This is a genomic window from Tistrella sp., assembly GCF_002684955.1.
GTDB lineage: Bacteria > Pseudomonadota > Alphaproteobacteria > Tistrellales > Tistrellaceae > Tistrella > Tistrella mobilis.
In genome coordinates, this window is sequence record NZ_NYWI01000060.1 from 1 (window position 1) to 16560 (window position 16560).

General features: G+C 68.9%; 16 protein-coding genes. 10 read left to right on the forward strand and 6 right to left on the reverse strand.

The genetic code is table 11. The annotated features are described in order from the left end of the window. Positions 1–315 precede the first annotated feature (315 nt). Positions 316–552, reverse strand: coding sequence for a type II toxin-antitoxin system RelE/ParE family toxin (locus CMO28_RS18560; RefSeq protein WP_296715760.1), 237 nt, complete (start codon positions 550–552; stop codon positions 316–318). A 13-nt stretch (positions 553–565) separates the two neighbouring features. Then, positions 566–781, reverse strand: coding sequence for a hypothetical protein (locus tag CMO28_RS18565; RefSeq protein ID WP_296715761.1), 216 nt, complete (start codon positions 779–781; stop codon positions 566–568). A 283-nt stretch (positions 782–1064) separates the two neighbouring features. On the opposite strand from CMO28_RS18565, the gene CMO28_RS18570 reads away from it, so the two are divergent. The 4 genes from CMO28_RS18570 (at position 1065) to CMO28_RS18585 (ending at position 5297) form a co-directional block, all read left to right on the forward strand. Continuing rightward, positions 1065–1598, forward strand: coding sequence for a hypothetical protein (locus CMO28_RS18570; RefSeq protein ID WP_296715762.1), 534 nt, complete (start codon positions 1065–1067; stop codon positions 1596–1598). Between the two features lie 177 nt (positions 1599–1775). Beyond that, entirely contained in the window at positions 1776–2546 is a 771-nt protein-coding gene (locus CMO28_RS18575) for an enoyl-CoA hydratase-related protein (RefSeq protein WP_296715763.1), read from the forward strand. A gap of 16 nt (positions 2547–2562) precedes the next feature. After that, complete coding sequence (locus tag CMO28_RS18580) at positions 2563–3417, forward strand: helix-turn-helix domain-containing protein (protein WP_296715764.1); 855 nt, start codon at positions 2563–2565, stop codon at positions 3415–3417. 50 nt (positions 3418–3467) lie between these two features. Continuing rightward, on the forward strand, positions 3468–5297 hold the full coding sequence (locus tag CMO28_RS18585) for an AMP-binding protein (protein ID WP_296715765.1): 1830 nt from the start codon (positions 3468–3470) through the stop codon (positions 5295–5297). 27 nt (positions 5298–5324) lie between these two features. On the opposite strand, the gene CMO28_RS18590 is transcribed toward CMO28_RS18585, so the two are convergent. Together CMO28_RS18590 and CMO28_RS18595 are read right to left on the reverse strand one after the other, a co-directional pair. Further along, positions 5325–6092 (reverse strand): SDR family oxidoreductase, encoded by a 768-nt coding sequence (locus CMO28_RS18590; RefSeq protein WP_296715766.1) that lies wholly within the window; start codon positions 6090–6092, stop codon positions 5325–5327. A gap of 103 nt (positions 6093–6195) precedes the next feature. Then, positions 6196–7647, reverse strand: coding sequence for a CHASE3 domain-containing protein (locus CMO28_RS18595; RefSeq protein ID WP_296715767.1), 1452 nt, complete (start codon positions 7645–7647; stop codon positions 6196–6198). Between the two features lie 140 nt (positions 7648–7787). On the opposite strand from CMO28_RS18595, the gene CMO28_RS18600 reads away from it, so the two are divergent. Continuing rightward, positions 7788–8111, forward strand: coding sequence for a YnfA family protein (locus CMO28_RS18600; protein WP_296715768.1), 324 nt, complete (start codon positions 7788–7790; stop codon positions 8109–8111). Here CMO28_RS18600 and CMO28_RS18605 read toward each other — a convergent pair. Next, positions 8086–9750, reverse strand: a complete 1665-nt coding sequence (locus tag CMO28_RS18605) for an AAA family ATPase (protein WP_296715769.1) — start codon at positions 9748–9750, stop codon at positions 8086–8088. The two genes, CMO28_RS18600 and CMO28_RS18605, sit on opposite strands and share 26 nt — an antisense overlap. 115 nt (positions 9751–9865) lie before the next feature. Next, positions 9866–10120, reverse strand: a complete 255-nt coding sequence (locus CMO28_RS18610) for a hypothetical protein (protein ID WP_296715770.1) — start codon at positions 10118–10120, stop codon at positions 9866–9868. A gap of 214 nt (positions 10121–10334) precedes the next feature. Here CMO28_RS18610 and CMO28_RS18615 point away from each other — a divergent pair, with 214 nt between their 5' ends. From CMO28_RS18615 to CMO28_RS18635, 5 genes are all read left to right on the forward strand, one after another. After that, positions 10335–13931 carry an ATP-binding protein gene (locus tag CMO28_RS18615; protein ID WP_296715771.1) on the forward strand — a complete coding sequence of 1199 codons (3597 nt, stop codon included), beginning with the start codon at positions 10335–10337 and terminating at the stop codon, positions 13929–13931. Further along, on the forward strand, positions 13928–14908 hold the full coding sequence (locus tag CMO28_RS18620) for a response regulator transcription factor (protein WP_296715772.1): 981 nt from the start codon (positions 13928–13930) through the stop codon (positions 14906–14908). Before CMO28_RS18615 ends, CMO28_RS18620 begins: the two co-directional genes overlap by 4 nt. A gap of 238 nt (positions 14909–15146) precedes the next feature. Next, positions 15147–15329: a CsbD family protein gene (locus CMO28_RS18625; protein ID WP_062764016.1), complete on the forward strand. Its 183-nt coding sequence runs from the start codon at positions 15147–15149 to the stop codon at positions 15327–15329. A gap of 46 nt (positions 15330–15375) precedes the next feature. Then, positions 15376–15861 carry an SRPBCC family protein gene (locus CMO28_RS18630; RefSeq protein WP_296715773.1) on the forward strand — a complete coding sequence of 162 codons (486 nt, stop codon included), beginning with the start codon at positions 15376–15378 and terminating at the stop codon, positions 15859–15861. Positions 15862–16051: 190 nt separating this feature from the next. Continuing rightward, the gene (locus CMO28_RS18635) at positions 16052–16537 is read left to right on the forward strand and encodes a hypothetical protein (protein WP_296715774.1); all 486 of its coding nucleotides are present in this window, start codon (positions 16052–16054) and stop codon (positions 16535–16537) included. The last annotated feature ends 23 nt before the right edge of the window (positions 16538–16560 follow it).

The window sequence follows — 16560 nt, forward strand, 5'->3', positions numbered from 1 at the left end:
ACCAGCCTGCCGCCCGTCGCGGCAGCCTGACTATCCCGGACAACCCTGCCGGAGATCAAACGGCGACTGCGCTGTTACACCAATTCTCGGGACACGATCCAGATCTGCTCCCCTCAGATCGGAGACATTCCAGCCGTGACCACAAGCGTATGAGGCCGTCTGCGCATGTCCGACAGGACATGGACTTTGGTTGTCGGCCCGCGCGAGCAGAGCTGTGCCGATCGGCTAAGTTTCCGCCTCCTTTCCAGCATACGCAGACCAGTGGATGTTCAAGTACGTCTAGTGGCGTGTCCAGAGAAGGCAAACGACCGTCGGTCACATAAAAGGCTGCACAATGCCCCGCCTGCCATGCAGGACGCGCAGGATCTCCACCTGTTTCGGCGTGACCCGGTAGAAGACCAGATACCGGCCGGCGAGCAGGTGCCTGATGCCCGGGCCGATATCCTCGCGCAGCATGCCTGAATATGGGTGTCGCGTCAGTTGATCCAGGCGCCGGTGGATGCCGTTGACCAGGGCATCAGAAGGTCCGCGCGCGCCTGCGGCGTGTGGCACAGCGCCCGCGTGGTCAATCGCGTCGTGCCTTGAGTGGTCGTGCCTTGAGTGGTCGGGCCTCGACGGGGCGGGCCTTGAGCAACCGTGGACTCTCGTGGTTGATGCTTTCAGGATCGAAGGGGGTTGCGGGGCCGCCGTCGATGCCGTCCTGCACCAGTGCGCGCAACTCGGCAAGGGTGTAGCCGGAAAGAGTGTGGTGTTCCCGCAGGGAATCGTGATCGGTCGGCATCGGGCGCTTTCTGTGGTCGGGAGATGAGCAAGCCTGTCAATCATGGCGCGACGGCGGCGCCGTGTCTTTGCCGGCTGTCCGACGGGTGAGCCAGGCATCGACCTCCTTTGCAGTCAGAGGCAGACGTGCAGGATCACCGCCCGTTTCCAAAAAATCAACCTGAGGGCGCATTTCTATTGTTGTCTTGTGAAAACATTATATAGTGAACTGCATGTTCTATACGATCTACTTTCATGCGTGGAACCCGCCACCCTGTGAACGAGCGATGCACGGATTGCTGAAAATGGCGATGACAGGGGAAAGATTGCTCAGTCTTTTCGCGAATATTATATCAATCGGGACATTTGCAGCGACCATTCTTGGGTATATGAATATTGATATATTTCAAGGCTATATGGCTCCCAATATTAAATCGGTTGTCATGATATGTTGCGTCATATCTCTAACTATGGGATGCGCGAAATCGCGCTTCATCAAGGCAATGATTGATGAGAACCGTAGAATAGGGCATGTTGTCATAGCATTCTGTGTCTCCTTTTCTTTTTCTGTATCTTATGCTTTTCACGCATTATACGGAAATTTGCCTGCGGAAAAATTCATGGAAATATATATAAAGTCGATGTTTTTGTCAGGATTTATATATATCGCCATGCAATATAGTATGTATTTGAATAAAATGGCGTATCCGAATGGATTCTCATGGTGGAGAAAACACTTCGGGATGTTTACAAAAGAGGGGGTGCGCGTTAACACAATCGTTTTTCCTCAGATATTTATTATGGTTCTCATGTTTGATGCGCTCGTGGGAGATTACTGAGAGTGCAGGTAACCTGGGCCACGCTTGAGCCGACCCGGATGAAGACGGCAGGGTGTGGCTTATCCTGAGAGAGCCGTTCCGCCCTCATTGCCTAAATACCTAAACACAGGCATTATACCCCCAACCCATAAGAACGCGCCCCGCCCATGCAGGCGGTGGCCAGGGAGGAAATGCCTGATGCCCATCGCCGTCGAGCGTCGCGGACGTGTCGCGCAGATCGTGTTGAACCGGCCCGAGACCGGCAATCTGATGAATGCGACGCTGTTCGCGGCGTTGCGGGATGCGCTGCGCGCGGCGGCGGGTGATCCGGCGGTGCGGGTGGTGCGGCTGGGATCGACCGGCGATGCCTTCACCCGCGGCGGCGATCTGCATGAATTCGTTGAAAACCCGCTGAAGGGCGGCTGGGAACAGTCGGCGCTTTACGAATGCACGCTGGAGCTGGCGCGGTTCCAGAAGCCGATCGTGGCCTCGGTGCAGGGGCCGGCGATCGGGGGCGGGTCGACGCTGATCCTGAATTGCGACATCGTGATTGCCTCGGACCGCGCCGGCTTCGTGTTCCCGTTCTCAAGCCTCGGCATCTGCCCCGAGATCGGCTCCAGCTATCTGCTGCCGCTGGCGGTGGGGGAGCGGCGGGCGCGGGACTGGATGCTGACCAGCCGCAAGATCGGCGCCGAAGAGGCGCTGGCCGCGGGGCTCGTGACCGAAATCGTGCCCCATGACATGCTGGAGGCCCGCGCCGATGCGGTCGCCGACCAGATCGCGGGCTATGCCGGCGAGGCGGTGCGGGCCACCAAGAAACTGTTGCAGGACGTCCATCTGGCGGCGCTTGAAGGCGCCATTCAGGCCGAGATGCGCGCGCTGGCCACGCTGATGGAAGGCCCCGCCGTGCGCGAAGCCGTGGGTGCCTTCTTCGAGAAGCGCAAACCCGATTTCTCGGGCCTCGCCTGACCGGGAGGGCGGGGCGATGGCGATGCGTGACGGCGGCAATCCGCGGGTGATGCTGATCGGGCCGGAGCGGCTGTTCTATGCCGGGCTGCTCGGCCGTCCCACCACCCGCAATCTGGGCGGGATCGGCATCTATGTGGCGCCGGAAGGCCGGATCGCGGTGCAGGTGTCAGGCGGCCCCGACCGCGTCGGCAGCTGCGCGGTCGTACCCGCCTACACCCCCCACACCATCCGCGCCGAGGGCCGCGACATTCTGGCGGTGAAGATCGAGCCCGAGACCGTCGATCCGGACGGCCTGCCCGGTTTCATCCGCCGGGCGCTGGCCGCGCCCGAGGCCGCCGGCATCGTCGAGGCGCCGGAAGCGGTCGCCCGCATCCGCGCCGCCCATGCCGATCTCGCCGCCCGCCCGGGCGGTGCCTGCCCCGACAGCCCCGATTTCGACCGCGCCTTCTTCGGCGCCGCCATTCCGCCCCGCCCGATGGACCGCCGCATCCGCGCGGTGGTGCGCCAGGCCCCGGCGGACATCCAGGCCTTCCCCTCGGCCGAGGCCTGTGCGGCGCTGTGCGAGCTGTCGGTGTCGCGCTTCCTGCACCTGTTCCGTGACCAGACGGGGGTGAGCTTCCGCAACTGGCGCGCCTGGAAACGGGCGCGGATCTCGCTCGCCCATGTCAACCGCAATCCCAATCTGGCGCATCTGGCGCTGGATTTCGGCTATCCCGACCAGACCCATTTCAGCCGGTCGATCCGCAACATCTTCGGCCTGCGCCCCCGCGACATCGTCGCCGGCTCCCGCCGGCTCGACATCCGCCTGACCGACGGCGTGCTGCCGCCGGCCATGCGGCCGCCCGCCGTCGCAGGGCTTTCCCGAAGCTGATCCCGACCGGCCGGGATGGGCGGTCCCTCGACCAGAGGTGACGTGACCCCATGACCCGGACCGACGCTTCCACCCCCACCGACCAGCCGGCAACCGACCAGCTGGCCGCCGACCTGACCGCCGCCCATCCGCGGGTGATCGATCTGGTGGCGCGCGGCGCCCGCCTGAACCCCGAGGGCGTGGCGCTGGTGCATCTGCCCACCCCCGACCATCCGGGCACGGACCCCGTCACCCATGACCGGATGATGGGGCTGGCGGCCGCCGCCGCTGCGCGCTTTCGTACCCTGGGTGTCGGCCCCACCGATGCGGTCGCCATCCTGCTGCCCAGCTGCCCGGCGCTGATGGTGTCGCTCTGGGCGGCGATGTGGGCGGGGGTGGCCCAGCCGCTGAACCTGCTGTTCACCCGCGATGCCATCGCCGGCCAGCTGAAAGCGGCGAAGGCGAAACTGCTGATCGTGCCGCCGGAAGGCGCGCCGGCGGGGCTGTATGAAAAGGTCGCGGGGCTGGAGGCGGAGGTCCCCGGCCTGCGGATCCTGACCGCGCCGATCGACGGCAGCGTCGCCCTGGACGGCGAGGCGCTGGCACCTGATCCCGACTGGCGCACCCGGCTCGACGAGGGGCGCGTCGCGGCCGATCCCGACCGGGTGGCGGCGCTCTATCCCACCGGCGGCACCACCGGCGCGCCCAAGCTCGCCCGGTTGACCGAGCGCAGCATGGTCGCCTCGGCCCTGGGCTCCATGCTGTCGATCGATTATCGCAGGGACGACCGGCTGCTGGCCGGCCTGCCGCTGTTCCATGTCGGCGGCGCCTTCGTGGGCGCGCTGGCCGCCGCCGCCGCCGGGGCCGGCATGTGGTTTCCGACCATCGCCGGCTTCCGCAACCCGGCCGTGGTCGCGGCCTTCTGGCAGATGGTCGCCCGCCACCGCATCACCGTGGGCGCGCTGGTGCCGACCAGCCTGGGGGCGGTTGCCGGCACGCCGACCGAGGGCGCCGATCTGTCGTCGCTGCGCGTGGTGCTGACCGGCGCTTCGACCTGCCCGCCGGAGGTGGTGAAGCGCTTCCTGGCCGCCTGGGGCGGCGATGCCGTGCGCCAGGTCTATGGCATGACCGAATTTTCCGGCGCCATCGCCCAGGTCCATCACGATGTCATGCCCGACGGCGCCGCGGTCGGCCTGCCGCTGGCCCAGGTGGAGGTGGCGGTTCTGGCCGAGGGCGTGCTGCACCGCACGGCGCCGACCCCTGCGGGCGAGCTGCTGGCCCGGGGCCCGCAGGTCTTCGCCGGCTATATGGACCCGCGCCAGACCGAGGCGGCGTTTCATGACGGCTGGCTGCGCACCGGCGACATCTGCCGCATCGCCGAAAGCGGCCAGCTGCACATCACCGGCCGGATCAAGGATCTGATCATCCGCGGCGGCCACAATATCGACCCGCTGATCCTGGAGGATGCCGCCATGGCCCATCCGGGCGTCGCCATGGCCGCGGCGGTGGGCCTGCCCGACGCCTATGCGGGCGAGGTGCCGATGCTGTTCGTGGTGCCGGCCGAAGGTGCTGATCTGGCCGATCTGGCGGGCTTCATCGAAACCCGCATCACCGAGCCGCCCGCCCGGCCGAAGCGGATCGAACCGCTCGCCGACATGCCGGTAACGCCGGTCGGCAAGATCTTCAAGCCGCGGCTGCGCGAGCTGGCGGCAGAGGCCGCCGCCCGCGCGCTGCTGGCCACGATCGATCCGGCCGCGACGGAGGCCGTGAGCGCCGCCACCGACGGTGCCAACGGCCTGCATCTGCGGCTGGACCTGCCGCCCGACTGGCCCGCCGCCGGCGCGGCGCGCATCCGCGCCGCCCTTGGGGAATTGCCGCTGCCGGTGGTCGAGGTCGGCTGAGCCGGGGTGCAGAGCAGGGAGGGGGGATCAGACCTCCGCCGCGCCGCCGTCGCAGGGGATGGTGGCGCCGGTGGTATAGGCGCCGGCGCGCGAGGCCAGGAAGATCGCGACGCCGGCGATGTCCTCGGGCTGGCCGATGCGGCCCAGCGGCACCTCGGCGATCACCTCGTCGCCGCGTTCGGCCAAGGTCGCCGCCATCATCTGGCTGGGGAAGGGGCCGGGGGCGATGGCGTTGACCAGGATGTTCTCGGCCGCCAGCCGTTTCGCCAGATGGCGGGTCAGCATGATGCAGCCGGCCTTGGACGAGGTATAGGCATAGGTTTCAAGGAAAGTGGGGTTGATACCGTTGATCGAGGCGATGTTGATCACCCGGGCGGGCGAGGCGGCCGAGGCCGAGGCCCTGAGCAGCGGCAGCAGCTTCTGGGTCATGAAGAAGACCGACTTCATGTTGAGGTCGACCACCTTGTCCCAGCCGCTTTCCGGATAGTCGTCGATGGCCGCCCCCCAGGTGGCGCCGGCATTGTTGACCAGGATGTCGAGCTTCTGTTCACGCGCGGTGATCTCGGCGACCAGGCTTTCGATGCCGGCCAGGGTCGAGACATCGGCCGGCAGGGCGATGCAGGTGCCGCGTTCCGACAGCTTGTCGGCGATCTGCTGGCAGACCGTCGCCTTGCGCGACGACACATAGACCTTGGCGCCGTTCTCGACGTAGCCGGTGGCGATCATCTCGCCGATACCGCGCGACCCGCCGGTGACCAGTGCCACCTTGCCGGAAATGTCGAACAGGTTCTGCATGGGGCCGCAGCCTCCCTTGGATACGGTTCTTGTGGTTCCGCGGGAGCATAGGCGCGTGCGGGGCGGCTGGGAAGGGGCGGTCACCTCTGGTCCGCTCTGCGGATCAGAGGGCAATCTCGACCGTGGTGCCGGCGCCGGGGGCGCTTTGGATGTCGAAACGGCCGCCATGCAGGTCCACCAGATGGCGGGTCAGCGGCAGGCCGAGCCCCGTGCCGGCATGGCGGCGGCCCATGGCGTTGTCGACCTGGCCGAAGGGGGTGAGCGCGACCTGCACCTGGTCGGGCGTCATGCCGATGCCGTCGTCGCGCACCCTGAGCCGGATCAGCCAGGGCGTGCCGGCATCGACCGGCACGGCGGCGAGTTCCAGCCGCACCTGGCCGCCCTCGGGCGTGAATTTCACCGCATTCGACAACAGGTTGAGCAGAATCTGGCGGAGCCGCAGCGGGTCGGCGATGATCCGCTGTGGCGCATCGCCGGCATCCAGCACCAGTTCCACCCGGGCCTCGTCGGCCATCGGGCGGATCATGTCGATACAGCCCTCGGCCACCGACACCGGATCCAGCGCTTCAAGTTCCAGCTCCAGCCCGCCGGCCTCGACCTTCGAGAAGTCGAGGATGTGATTGATCATGTCGAGCAGATGGCGGCCGCTGAAGGTGATGTTGCGGGCGAAATCGACATAGCGCTCATGGCCCACCGGGCCGAGGATCCGGCTTGCGATCGCGTCGGCATAGCCGATGATCGCATTCAGCGGCGTGCGCAGCTCGTGGCTGACATTGGCGAGGAAGCGCGACAGGATGGTGTTGGCGCGGGCGAGTTCCGCCGTGCGTTCCTCCACGCGCCGTTCCAGATCTGCCTTGGCGGCCTTGAGCCCGTCGGTCAGCGCCAGCTGCCGGCGCTGCGCCTGTTCCTGCGCTCTCAGATAGACGAAGGTCAGGATGATCAGGCCCAGCACCGAAATGCCGGCCAGCAGGCCGCCGGCACGGAAGCTGATCAGGACATCGGCGGTGTGGGTGTCCAGTTCCTGCTGTTCGCCCGTGCGCAGATCGGTCAGCAGGCTGCGGATCTGGTCCATGGAGGCGGCGCCCCGGCCCTCGCGGACCTGATCGATCGCGGCGGCAAGCCCGCCCACCCGGCGCAGGATGATGGTTTCCTCAAGCTCGGTCATCTTGCCGAAGACGAGCCCAGGCAGCCGGTCCAGCAGGGCGTGCTGGCGATCGATGCTGCTGAACAGCCGGTCCAGCTCGTCCAGATGGCGGCCGACCAGGGGGCGGGCGCTGTAATAGGGGGCGAGATAGGCTTCGTCGCCGGTGAGCAGATAGCCGCGCTGGCCGGTTTCGGCATCGGTCAGCGCGGTCAGCAGCCCGTCGGCGGCGGCGATCACCGCCCGGGTCTCGCGCACGCGATCGAAGGCATCCGCCATGCGGGTGCCGGCAATGGCGAAGGCGCTGCAGATCGCCAGCGCCAGGATGGCGGCCACGGCGACCTTACTGCGGAACGTCCAGCGTCGTTCCGACGTTTTCAGATCCTCGTCCTCTGCCACCCGATCATCCGACATGAGGATCATCCGTCCACAGGCGGGTGCCGTTCCCCTGCCACATCCGGCATGGACACCCGCCCTTTTGTGGCATGATCATCACGAAGAAAGTGTAAACAAACAGGGTCTGTTCCCCTATTTGAGGTGCGACGCCGGGCCGCATGCTGAAAACCGTCGGACTGTTCGTGATCACCGCGCTTTCCGAGATTATCGGATGCGTATTGCCCGCGCTATGGTTGCGTGGTGCGGCCGGGGCCTGGGTGCTGCTGCCGGGGGTGGCGGCGCTCGCCCTGTTCGTCTGGCTGCTGACCCTGCACCCGGCGGCGAGCGGCCGGGTGTTCGCGGCCTATGGCGGCATCTATGTCGCCACCGCCCTGGTCTGGCTGCGGGTGGTCGACGGCGTGCGGTTGAGCCTGTCCGACTGGGCCGGGGCGGGGCTGGTCTTCGCCGGCGCGCTGGTCATTCTGGCGCAGTGGCAGAGGTAGGGTTGGGGGCAGAGGTAGAGAGGGGGGCAGAGGTAGAGAGGGGGGCAGAGGTGAGCCCCAGCATCCCCCGTGCCCGTGCCGCCCGGTCGTCTGCCGCGCCATCCGCGGCAAGATGATGCCAGTCCGTCGGGCCGCCGCTGCCGGCGGCCCGGGCCAGCTGGGCGCGGACGACATCGGCATCGGCATCCGACGGGTCGCCCCGCCTTGCGGTCACGCGCTCGACCAGCACCGCCTCGGGCGCCTCCAGCCACAGCCCGTCGAAGGGCAGGCCGGCGTCGTCGGCCACGGCGCGGATGCGCGCGCGGGTATCGGCGCGGTCGAAGACGGCATCGGCGATCACCGAATGGCCGGCAGCCAGCGCCGCCGCGGCCTCTGCCGCCATCTCTGCATAGACCCGTTCCGACACCTGGGGGGTGTAGGCCTCGGCGGGCAGGCGGGTGGTGGCGGCCTGGCCGAAGGCGCGTTTGCGCAGCCGGTCGCTGGCGATGATCCGGGCGCCCGGTGCGGCGCCCAGATCGGCCGCAAGGGCTGCGGCGATGGTCGATTTGCCGCTGCCGCTGAACCCGCCCACGGCCACCAGCCGGGGCGGGGCGGGGGCCAGCAGCCGGCGGGCCAGATCCAGATAGGCGCCGGCCTCGGCCGCGATCCGGTCGCGATCCGCACCGCTCGCATCCATCGCGGCGGCGGCCCCCACATGGGCGCGCACCACCGCACGCATGGCCAGGAACAGGGGCATCAGCGCCAGCCCCGGGCCCCGGTCATGGGCGGCACCGGCATCGTCTTCCGGGGCGGCATCCAGATAGCGGTTGAACACCGCGGCGGCGGCGGCCGGGCGGCCCCGATGCAGCAGGTCCATGATCAGAAAGGCCAGATCATAGAGCACGTCGGTGATCGCCAGATCGTCGTCGAATTCGATGCAGTCGAAAGCGGTGGGGCGGCCGTCGATCAGCACGATGTTGCGCAGATGCAGATCGCCATGGCCATGGCGCACCCGGCCGATCCGCCCGCGCGTCTCCAGCAGGGCGGCATGGGTGGCGAAGGCGGCCTCGCTCGCCCCGATCACGGCGCGCACGACCTCGCCATCCAGCAGCCCGGCGGCAATGCCCGCCTCCAGCCCCTGGCGGTTGATCTCCAGCACCCGCCGCACCCGGTCGGCCCCGCCATCGGGCCCGATCACCCGGGCGGCGGCATGGAAATCATGCACCGCCTGGCCCAGCGCCTCGATCAGGCCGCGGTTCAGCCCGTCTCCCTCTCCTGCCCCGTCACGCTCCGCCAGCCGGTCCAGCAGCCCGTCCTCGTCGAAACGGACCATCTCGACCACGGCATCGACCAGCGGGCCCGCACCCTCCATCACCACCCGGCCGTCGGGGCCGGCGGTCAGCCGTCGGACCCCCAGATAGATCCCGGGCGCGGTGCGCCGGTTCAACGCCACCTCGCGCCCGCAGGCGGCCGCCCGCAGCGCCGCGGTGCCGAAATCCAGATAGGGAAACCGCACCGCCTTCTTCAGCTTCAGCACGCGGGTCCGGCCGATGAAGACCAGCGAGATATGGGTCTCCACCAGCCGCGGCGGCACGCCGTCGCCTGCCGCCAGATGCTCTTTCACGCAGGCGATCGCAGCGCTCTGGTCTTCGGTGTGCATCGGATGTCCATCCCCTCGCCGGACCATCGGGCAGCGCCATCATAACGCAAGGCGCGGGTGGGGTGGGGCGGGGATCGGGGGGTGCGGCGATGTGGCGGAGCCTGCGCTCGACCGGTCAGAACATCAGCAGATACACGATGATCATCGCCAGCACCGCCAGCGACAGGCTGATCCACAGCACATGGCGCATGCGGCCGGTGGTGCGGGCCTGGCGGGCGGCGGTGCGGTCTTCGACCGGGGGGTGGCCGGCCGGGTTGACCGGGGCGTCGGGGCCGGGGGTGCGGGGGGCGTCGGCGGCCGGATGGGGGCCGGGGGTGATGCCCTGGCCCTGCTGGCGGGCGCGTTCCTGGGCGGGGGTGGGCTCGTTCATGCGGGCCTCCGCGTCATGTCGCTTCGGGCGCCCGGTTGGGCGTCCGCTTGACCTCAGAACTGCCGGGCCGGGCACAAGGTTCCGGGCAGGGGTCATGTTGCGGGGCAGCAATCCGCCTGCCGCATACGCAAAATAACGTATGGGAGCCGGCCCCCGGCGCCGCTAGGCTGATGGTTCACGGGCGTTGAACCGCGGGGAGGCGGCAGGCGGGCGTATGGCGGATGCCGGGAGGGTCAGCAGCGGGCAGGCGGGTGGCGGCGGCGTGTCGGGCTTCAGGCCGGGCACGGCCGCGCCGCAGCGCATCGTCCGGGTCCGCCGGCAGTACAATCAGTGGGTCGCGAACCAGACGCTGGAAGATTATGCGCTGCGCTTCACCGCCAAGAGCGCGCGGCGCTGGTCGCCCTGGCGGGTGGCGAATACCGCGCTCGGCTCCATCTCGTTCCTGGCGCTGGAGGCGATCGGCGGCGCGATCACGCTGGCCTATGGCTTCGACAATGCGGTCGCCGCGATCCTCACCGTCTCGGCGCTGATCTTCCTGACCGGCCTGCCGATCGCCGCCTCGGCCGCCAGATGGGGGGTGGATATCGATCTGCTCACCCGCGGCGCCGGCTTCGGCTATATCGGATCGACGATCACCTCGCTGATCTATGCCAGCTTCACCTTCATCTTTTTCGCGATCGAAGCCGCGATTCTGGCGATGGCGCTTCAGGATCTGTTCGGGGTGCCGTTCTGGATCGGCACGATCGCCTCGTCGATCGCGATCATCCCGATCGTCACCCACGGCATCACCCTGATCAACCGGGTGCAGAACCTGACCCAGCCGGTCTGGATCGTGTTGCAGCTGCTGCCCTTCATCGCCCTGGCGCTGGCCGATCCGGGGATCTTCAGCCGCTGGCAGGGCTTTGCCGGCACCGAGACCGGCGGCGGCGCCGGGATGTCTGCGGGCGGCTTCGACCTGATGGCCTTCGGTGCCGCATCGGGCGTGCTGTTCGCCCTGGTCGGCCAGATCGGCGAGCAGGTGGATTTCCTGCGCTTCCTGCCCCGCCGCCGCGGCCGGCGCGATCTGCGCTGGTGGGCGGCGATGACCGCGGCCGGGCCGGGCTGGATCATCCCCGGCGCGCTGAAGCTGCTGGGCGGGTCGCTGCTGGCGGTGCTGGCGCTGGAGGCGGGCGTGCCCGCCGCCCATGCCGACGAGCCGACCCGGATGTATCTCGTCGCCTTCGGCCGGATGGTCGGCACCGATCAGGCGGCGCTGGCGCTGGGGCTGACCGGGGTGTTCGTGCTGCTGGCCCAGGTGAAGATCAACGTCACCAACGCCTATGCCGGCTCCATCGCCTGGTCGAACTTCTTCTCGCGGCTGACCCACAGCCATCCGGGCCGGGTGGTCTGGCTGATCTTCAACGTCGCCATCGCCGTGCTGCTGATGTCCTTCGGTATCTATGAAGGGCTGGAACACATCTTGGGGTTGTATTCGATCGTCGCCATCGCCTGGGTGGGGGCGATCACCGCCGATCTGGTGATCAACCGGCCGCTCGGTCTGGCGCCTGAGCGGATCGAGTTCCGCCGCGCCCATCTCTACGACGTCAACCCCGTGGGGCTGGGCGCCATGGGGCTGGCGGCGGCGGGCGCGATGCTCTGCCATTTCGGCGCCTTCGGCGCGGCCATCCAGCCCTTTGCGGCCTTCATCGCCCTGGGCGTGCCGATGATCGCCGCCCCGGCCATCGCGGCGGCCGGCGGCCACCGCTTCTATCTGGCCCGCCAGCCGGCGCCGGTGAGCGATGAACTGGGTGAAGAGGGGGCGGCGCCTGAGCCCTGCGTGATCTGCGAATACAGTTTCGAGCCCGAGGACATGGCGCATTGCCCGGCCTATGGCGGGCGGATCTGCTCGTTGTGCTGTTCGCTCGATGCCCGCTGCCACGACGTCTGCAAAACCGATGCCCGGCTGACCGACCAGTTCGCCCAGCTGCTGCGCCGGGTGATGCCGGCGGCGGCGCGCAGCCGCACCCTGCATCCGCTGGGGCTTTATCTCACCATCCTGACGGTGTCGCTGGGGGTGATCGGCGCAGCACTGGCGCTGGTGGGGGTGCAGGCGCATCTCGACGGCGGGCCGCCGGGGCCTGGTGCCGGGGCCACGCTGTGGAAGGCCTTTGCGGCCATGGCGATCATCGCCGCCGTCGCCGCCTGGCTGTTCGTGCTGGCGCGCGAAAGCCGCCGGGTCGCCCAGGCCGAAAGCAACCGCCAGACCCGGCTGCTGCTGGAAGAGATCGAGGCCCACAAGGCGACCGATGCCGAGCTGCAGCGCGCCAAGGAGGCGGCAGAGGCCGCGAACCTTGCCAAGACCCGCTATGTGGTCGGCATCAGCCATGAATTGCGCGCGCCTTTGAACGCCATCTTCGGCTATGCCCAGATCCTGGAACGCGATGCCGGCATGCCGCCGGCCCGGCGGGATGCCGTGCGGGTGGTGCGGCGCAGCGCCGAACACCTGGCCGGGCTGATCGACGGGCTGCTCGACATCTCGCGGATCGAGGCGGGGCATGTGACGCTGGCGCGGGAACGCATCCGGCTGGGGGATTTCCTGGATCAGCTGGTCGGCATGTTTTCGCTCGCCGCCGCCGAGAAGGGCATCGGCTTCGTCTACGATGCGGCCCCCGACATCGCCACCGTCCAGGCCAGCGGTGCGCCGGTCGAGGTCTGGACCGACGAGAAGCGGCTGCGCCAGATCCTGATCAATCTTCTGTCCAATGCGGTGAAATTCACCGATCGCGGCCAGGTGACCTTCCGCGTCCGCCGCCGCAGCCAGGTGGCGGAGTTCGAGGTGATCGACACCGGCATCGGCATCGCGCCGGCCGATCTTGCGAAGATCTTCGAACCCTTCGAGCGCGGCGGATCGGCCCGGGCGCGGGAATTGCCCGGCACCGGGCTGGGCCTGACCATCGCCAAGCTGCTGACCGAGATTCTGGGCGGCGAGATTTCCGTCACCAGCCCCCCCGGCCAGGGCAGCCGTTTCCGCATCCGCCTGTTCCTGTCGGATGCGGGCGTGCACGACACGGGCGAGCCGGCGGCCCCGCCCCGGCCCGCCCGCGACGTGACCGGCTATGCCGGCCGGCGGCGGATGGTGCTGGTCGTCGATGACGACCCCTCGCACCGGTCGCTGATCGCCGATGTGCTGGCGCCGCTGGATTTCACCCTGCTGTTCGCGGCCGATGGCGAAACCGCCCTGGCGCTGGCCGAACGCTTCCGCCCCGATCTCGTGCTGCTCGACATCTCCATGCCCGATATGGACGGCTGGACGGCGGCCAGGGAGATGCGCCGGGCGGGGCTGGACCATACTGCCATCGTCATGGTCTCGGCCGATGCCCAGATCGACCGCGACCTGATCGACCATGCCGCGAACGGCGGTCCGCCGCCGCCCCATGACGCCTTCGTGCCGAAACCGGTGGATCTCGACCGGCTGGTGGAGACGGTGGGCCGGCTGCTGGCGCTGCGCTGGCTGCATGCCGACCCCGGGGCCGAGGCCGAGGCGGCGGCGGACACGACACCATCTCTGCCCCGGCAGGGTGTGGGCGCGGTTCTGGCGCCGCTGCCGGCAGAGCTGGTTCAGGATCTGCGGCGGCTGGCTGCCATCGGATATGTCCGCGGCCTGATCCAGCGGCTGGAGAGTGCGGCGGCGGACATGCCTGAACATGCAGCGACCGCCGGGCGGCTGGTCGCCATGCTGCAGCGGTTCGAACTGGCGGGGTTCGATGCGGTGCTCGACGGCTGGGATGCGGAAACCGGCCGTGCGGAAAGCCAACGGGAGAGCGGGGGATGATGATGACCAGGCCGCGCGATATCGTGCTGGTGGTGGACGACCGGGCGGAGACGCTGGCCCTGCTGACCGATGCGATCGAGGCGGCGGGGTTGACCGTGCTGGTCGCGGCAGAGGGCGCCCGCGCGCTGGACCTGGTAGAGCGGGTGACGCCCGATATCGTGCTGATGGATGCGGTGATGCCCGGCATGGACGGGTTCGAAACCTGCCGGCGGCTGAAGACCCGGCCCCATATCGCCCATGTGCCGGTGATCTTCATGACCGGGCTGGCGGAAACCGAGCATGTGGTGCGCGGCTTCGCGGCCGGTGGGGTGGATTACGTGCCCAAACCCATCGTGCCCGACGAGCTGATCGCCCGCATCCGCACCCATCTGGCCAATGCCCGGCTGGCGCAGAGTGCCCGCGCGGCGCTGGATGCCACCGGCCGCCATCTGCTGGCGGTGGACGGTGCGGCACGCCTGCTCTGGTCCACGCCCCAGGCCGAGGCCCGGCTGGCGGCGGCCTTCCCCTCGCGCTGCGGCGGGGGCGGGGCGGGGCTGCCAGGTGGGGGCCAGCCCGGTGGGAGCCAGCCCGGTGGGAGCCTGCCGGCAGGCTTCCGGCTGGGGGCCGAGGCGACGGCCTGGCTGGCTGTGCCGGGCGCCGCCGAGGCGGGGCCGCTGACGCTGGCGGTAGAGGCGGGGCTGCCGCTCTGCCTGGCGCTGATCGGCCGGCTGGGGCCCGACGAGATCCTGCTGCGCCTGACCGAAGGCCGCGAGGTCCGCGACGAGGATCTCCTGCGCGAGGCCTTTGGCCTGACGGCGCGCGAGGCCGAGGTGCTGCTCTGGGTCGCCAACGGCAAGGCCAACCGGATGATCGCCGAGATCCTGGAGCTTGGGCCGCGCACGGTCGACAAGCATGTCGAGCGCATCTTCGCCAAGCTGGGGGTCGAGAACCGCACCGCGGCGGCGGCGGCGGCGCTGAAAGTCCTCGCCGGGCGGTGACCGGTCGCCGTAGAAACCGGCGCAGGGCAAAACCGGCGGGGCCTGAACAGGTGCGGGCGCCAACGATCCGTGGCCGAAACCGGACCTTCCGGCGTTATTTGCGCCGGGCTGTGACCTCATGATGGTCGCTTCGTGGCTTCTGCCGTCACCGGCTTGTGCCTGTCCCTCTCCATGCCGATGTCTGAACCAGGACGGCGGATACGAGCCTCCGCCGCATCGACAGCAATGGAGACCGAAGATGGACAAGGATCGCGTTGAAGGCACCGCCCGCCAGGTCACCGGCAAGATCAAGGAAGTCGCCGGCCGTGCCACCGACGACCCCACCACCGAGGCCGAGGGCCGCACCGAAAAGACGGCCGGCAAGGTGCAGAAGGAATACGGCAAGGCCAAGGACGAGGTCCGCGACACGCTCAGGAAGTGAGCCGCCGCACCGCCGACCTGTCCCACCCCGTTACCGGAGACGCATCATGAACGTTACCGACAGGATCATTCGCCTGAAGGTCGATCTCGCCGCGGACCGGCAGACGGTGTGGGAGGCCCTGACCGGCGCGCAGCATGTTCAGGCGTGGTGGGGGAGGCATGTCTCCCTCACACCTCGCGCCGGGGGCAGGTTGTTCGTCCGGGGCGACGGGCGGGAGCAGTCGCGCGAAGTGCGCGGCCGCGTGCTCCGCTGGTCGCCGCCTTCCGCACTCGAACTGGCCTGGGCAGATGCCGCCTGGCCTGCCGAGACGCGGGTCAATATCCGCCTGACGCCCACCCCCGACGGCGACACCCGCCTTCAGCTGGACCATGTCGGCTGGTCGGGCTTCGAGGACAAGGCCCGCCTGCATCTGATGCAGGCCGCAGAACGCGACTGGACCGCCCGGCTGGACCGGCTGGAAGACTATCTCCGCGCCGGCGACATCGCAGGCACGGTTTCCCAGGCCCAGAGCGGCGGGGCACGTGCCTGGTAGGGCACGACCCCGACCTGCATCTATAAGACGACGCGCCGCCGCCGCCCCACATTCAAGGGTTGCGGCGGCGGTGTGCGTGCGGGCCCCAACCTTTTTGCCGGTCGCCCCGCCCTGAAAACCTGTGGTGACATGGACCTGCCGGGATTATCCTCCCCGGGCAAGACTTCCGACCAGCCGGGGACGCGCGCCGATGGCCCAGCACCACGTTTCCGCCGATCTTCCGTCCGATGCCGCCCTGCCGGCCCGTCTGGACCGGGATATCACCCGGCGCCTGACGGTCTGGCTGGCCGCGATCTGCCTGGCCGCCGCGGCGCTGGAGCTGGCCTCGGCCGCCGGCGGAGTGGCGGTGGTCAATGGGCTGTGGTGGAAGCTGGCGGCGGTGGCGCTCTGGATCGGCGTCGCGGGCGGCTTTTCCACCGCCCTCAACGGGGCCCTGTTCGGCAGCCGCAGCATGTCGCCGGCCCTGCGCAGCCACCGCCAGGTGGTGGCGGGCCGGCTGCCGCTGGTGCGGCTGCATGGCAGCTTCCCGATCGCCATCCTGATCTGCGCTGCCCTGCCCGGCGGCTTCGCCTGGCAGACCGGCGGCAGCCTGCCGGTCCAGCTGTTCCAGATGCTGGTCGTGGCCACCTGCCTGGCCCATCGTCCGCCCGTGCGGGGTGCTGCCGTCTGGCGGTGAACGGCCATCCGGGGCCAGCATGC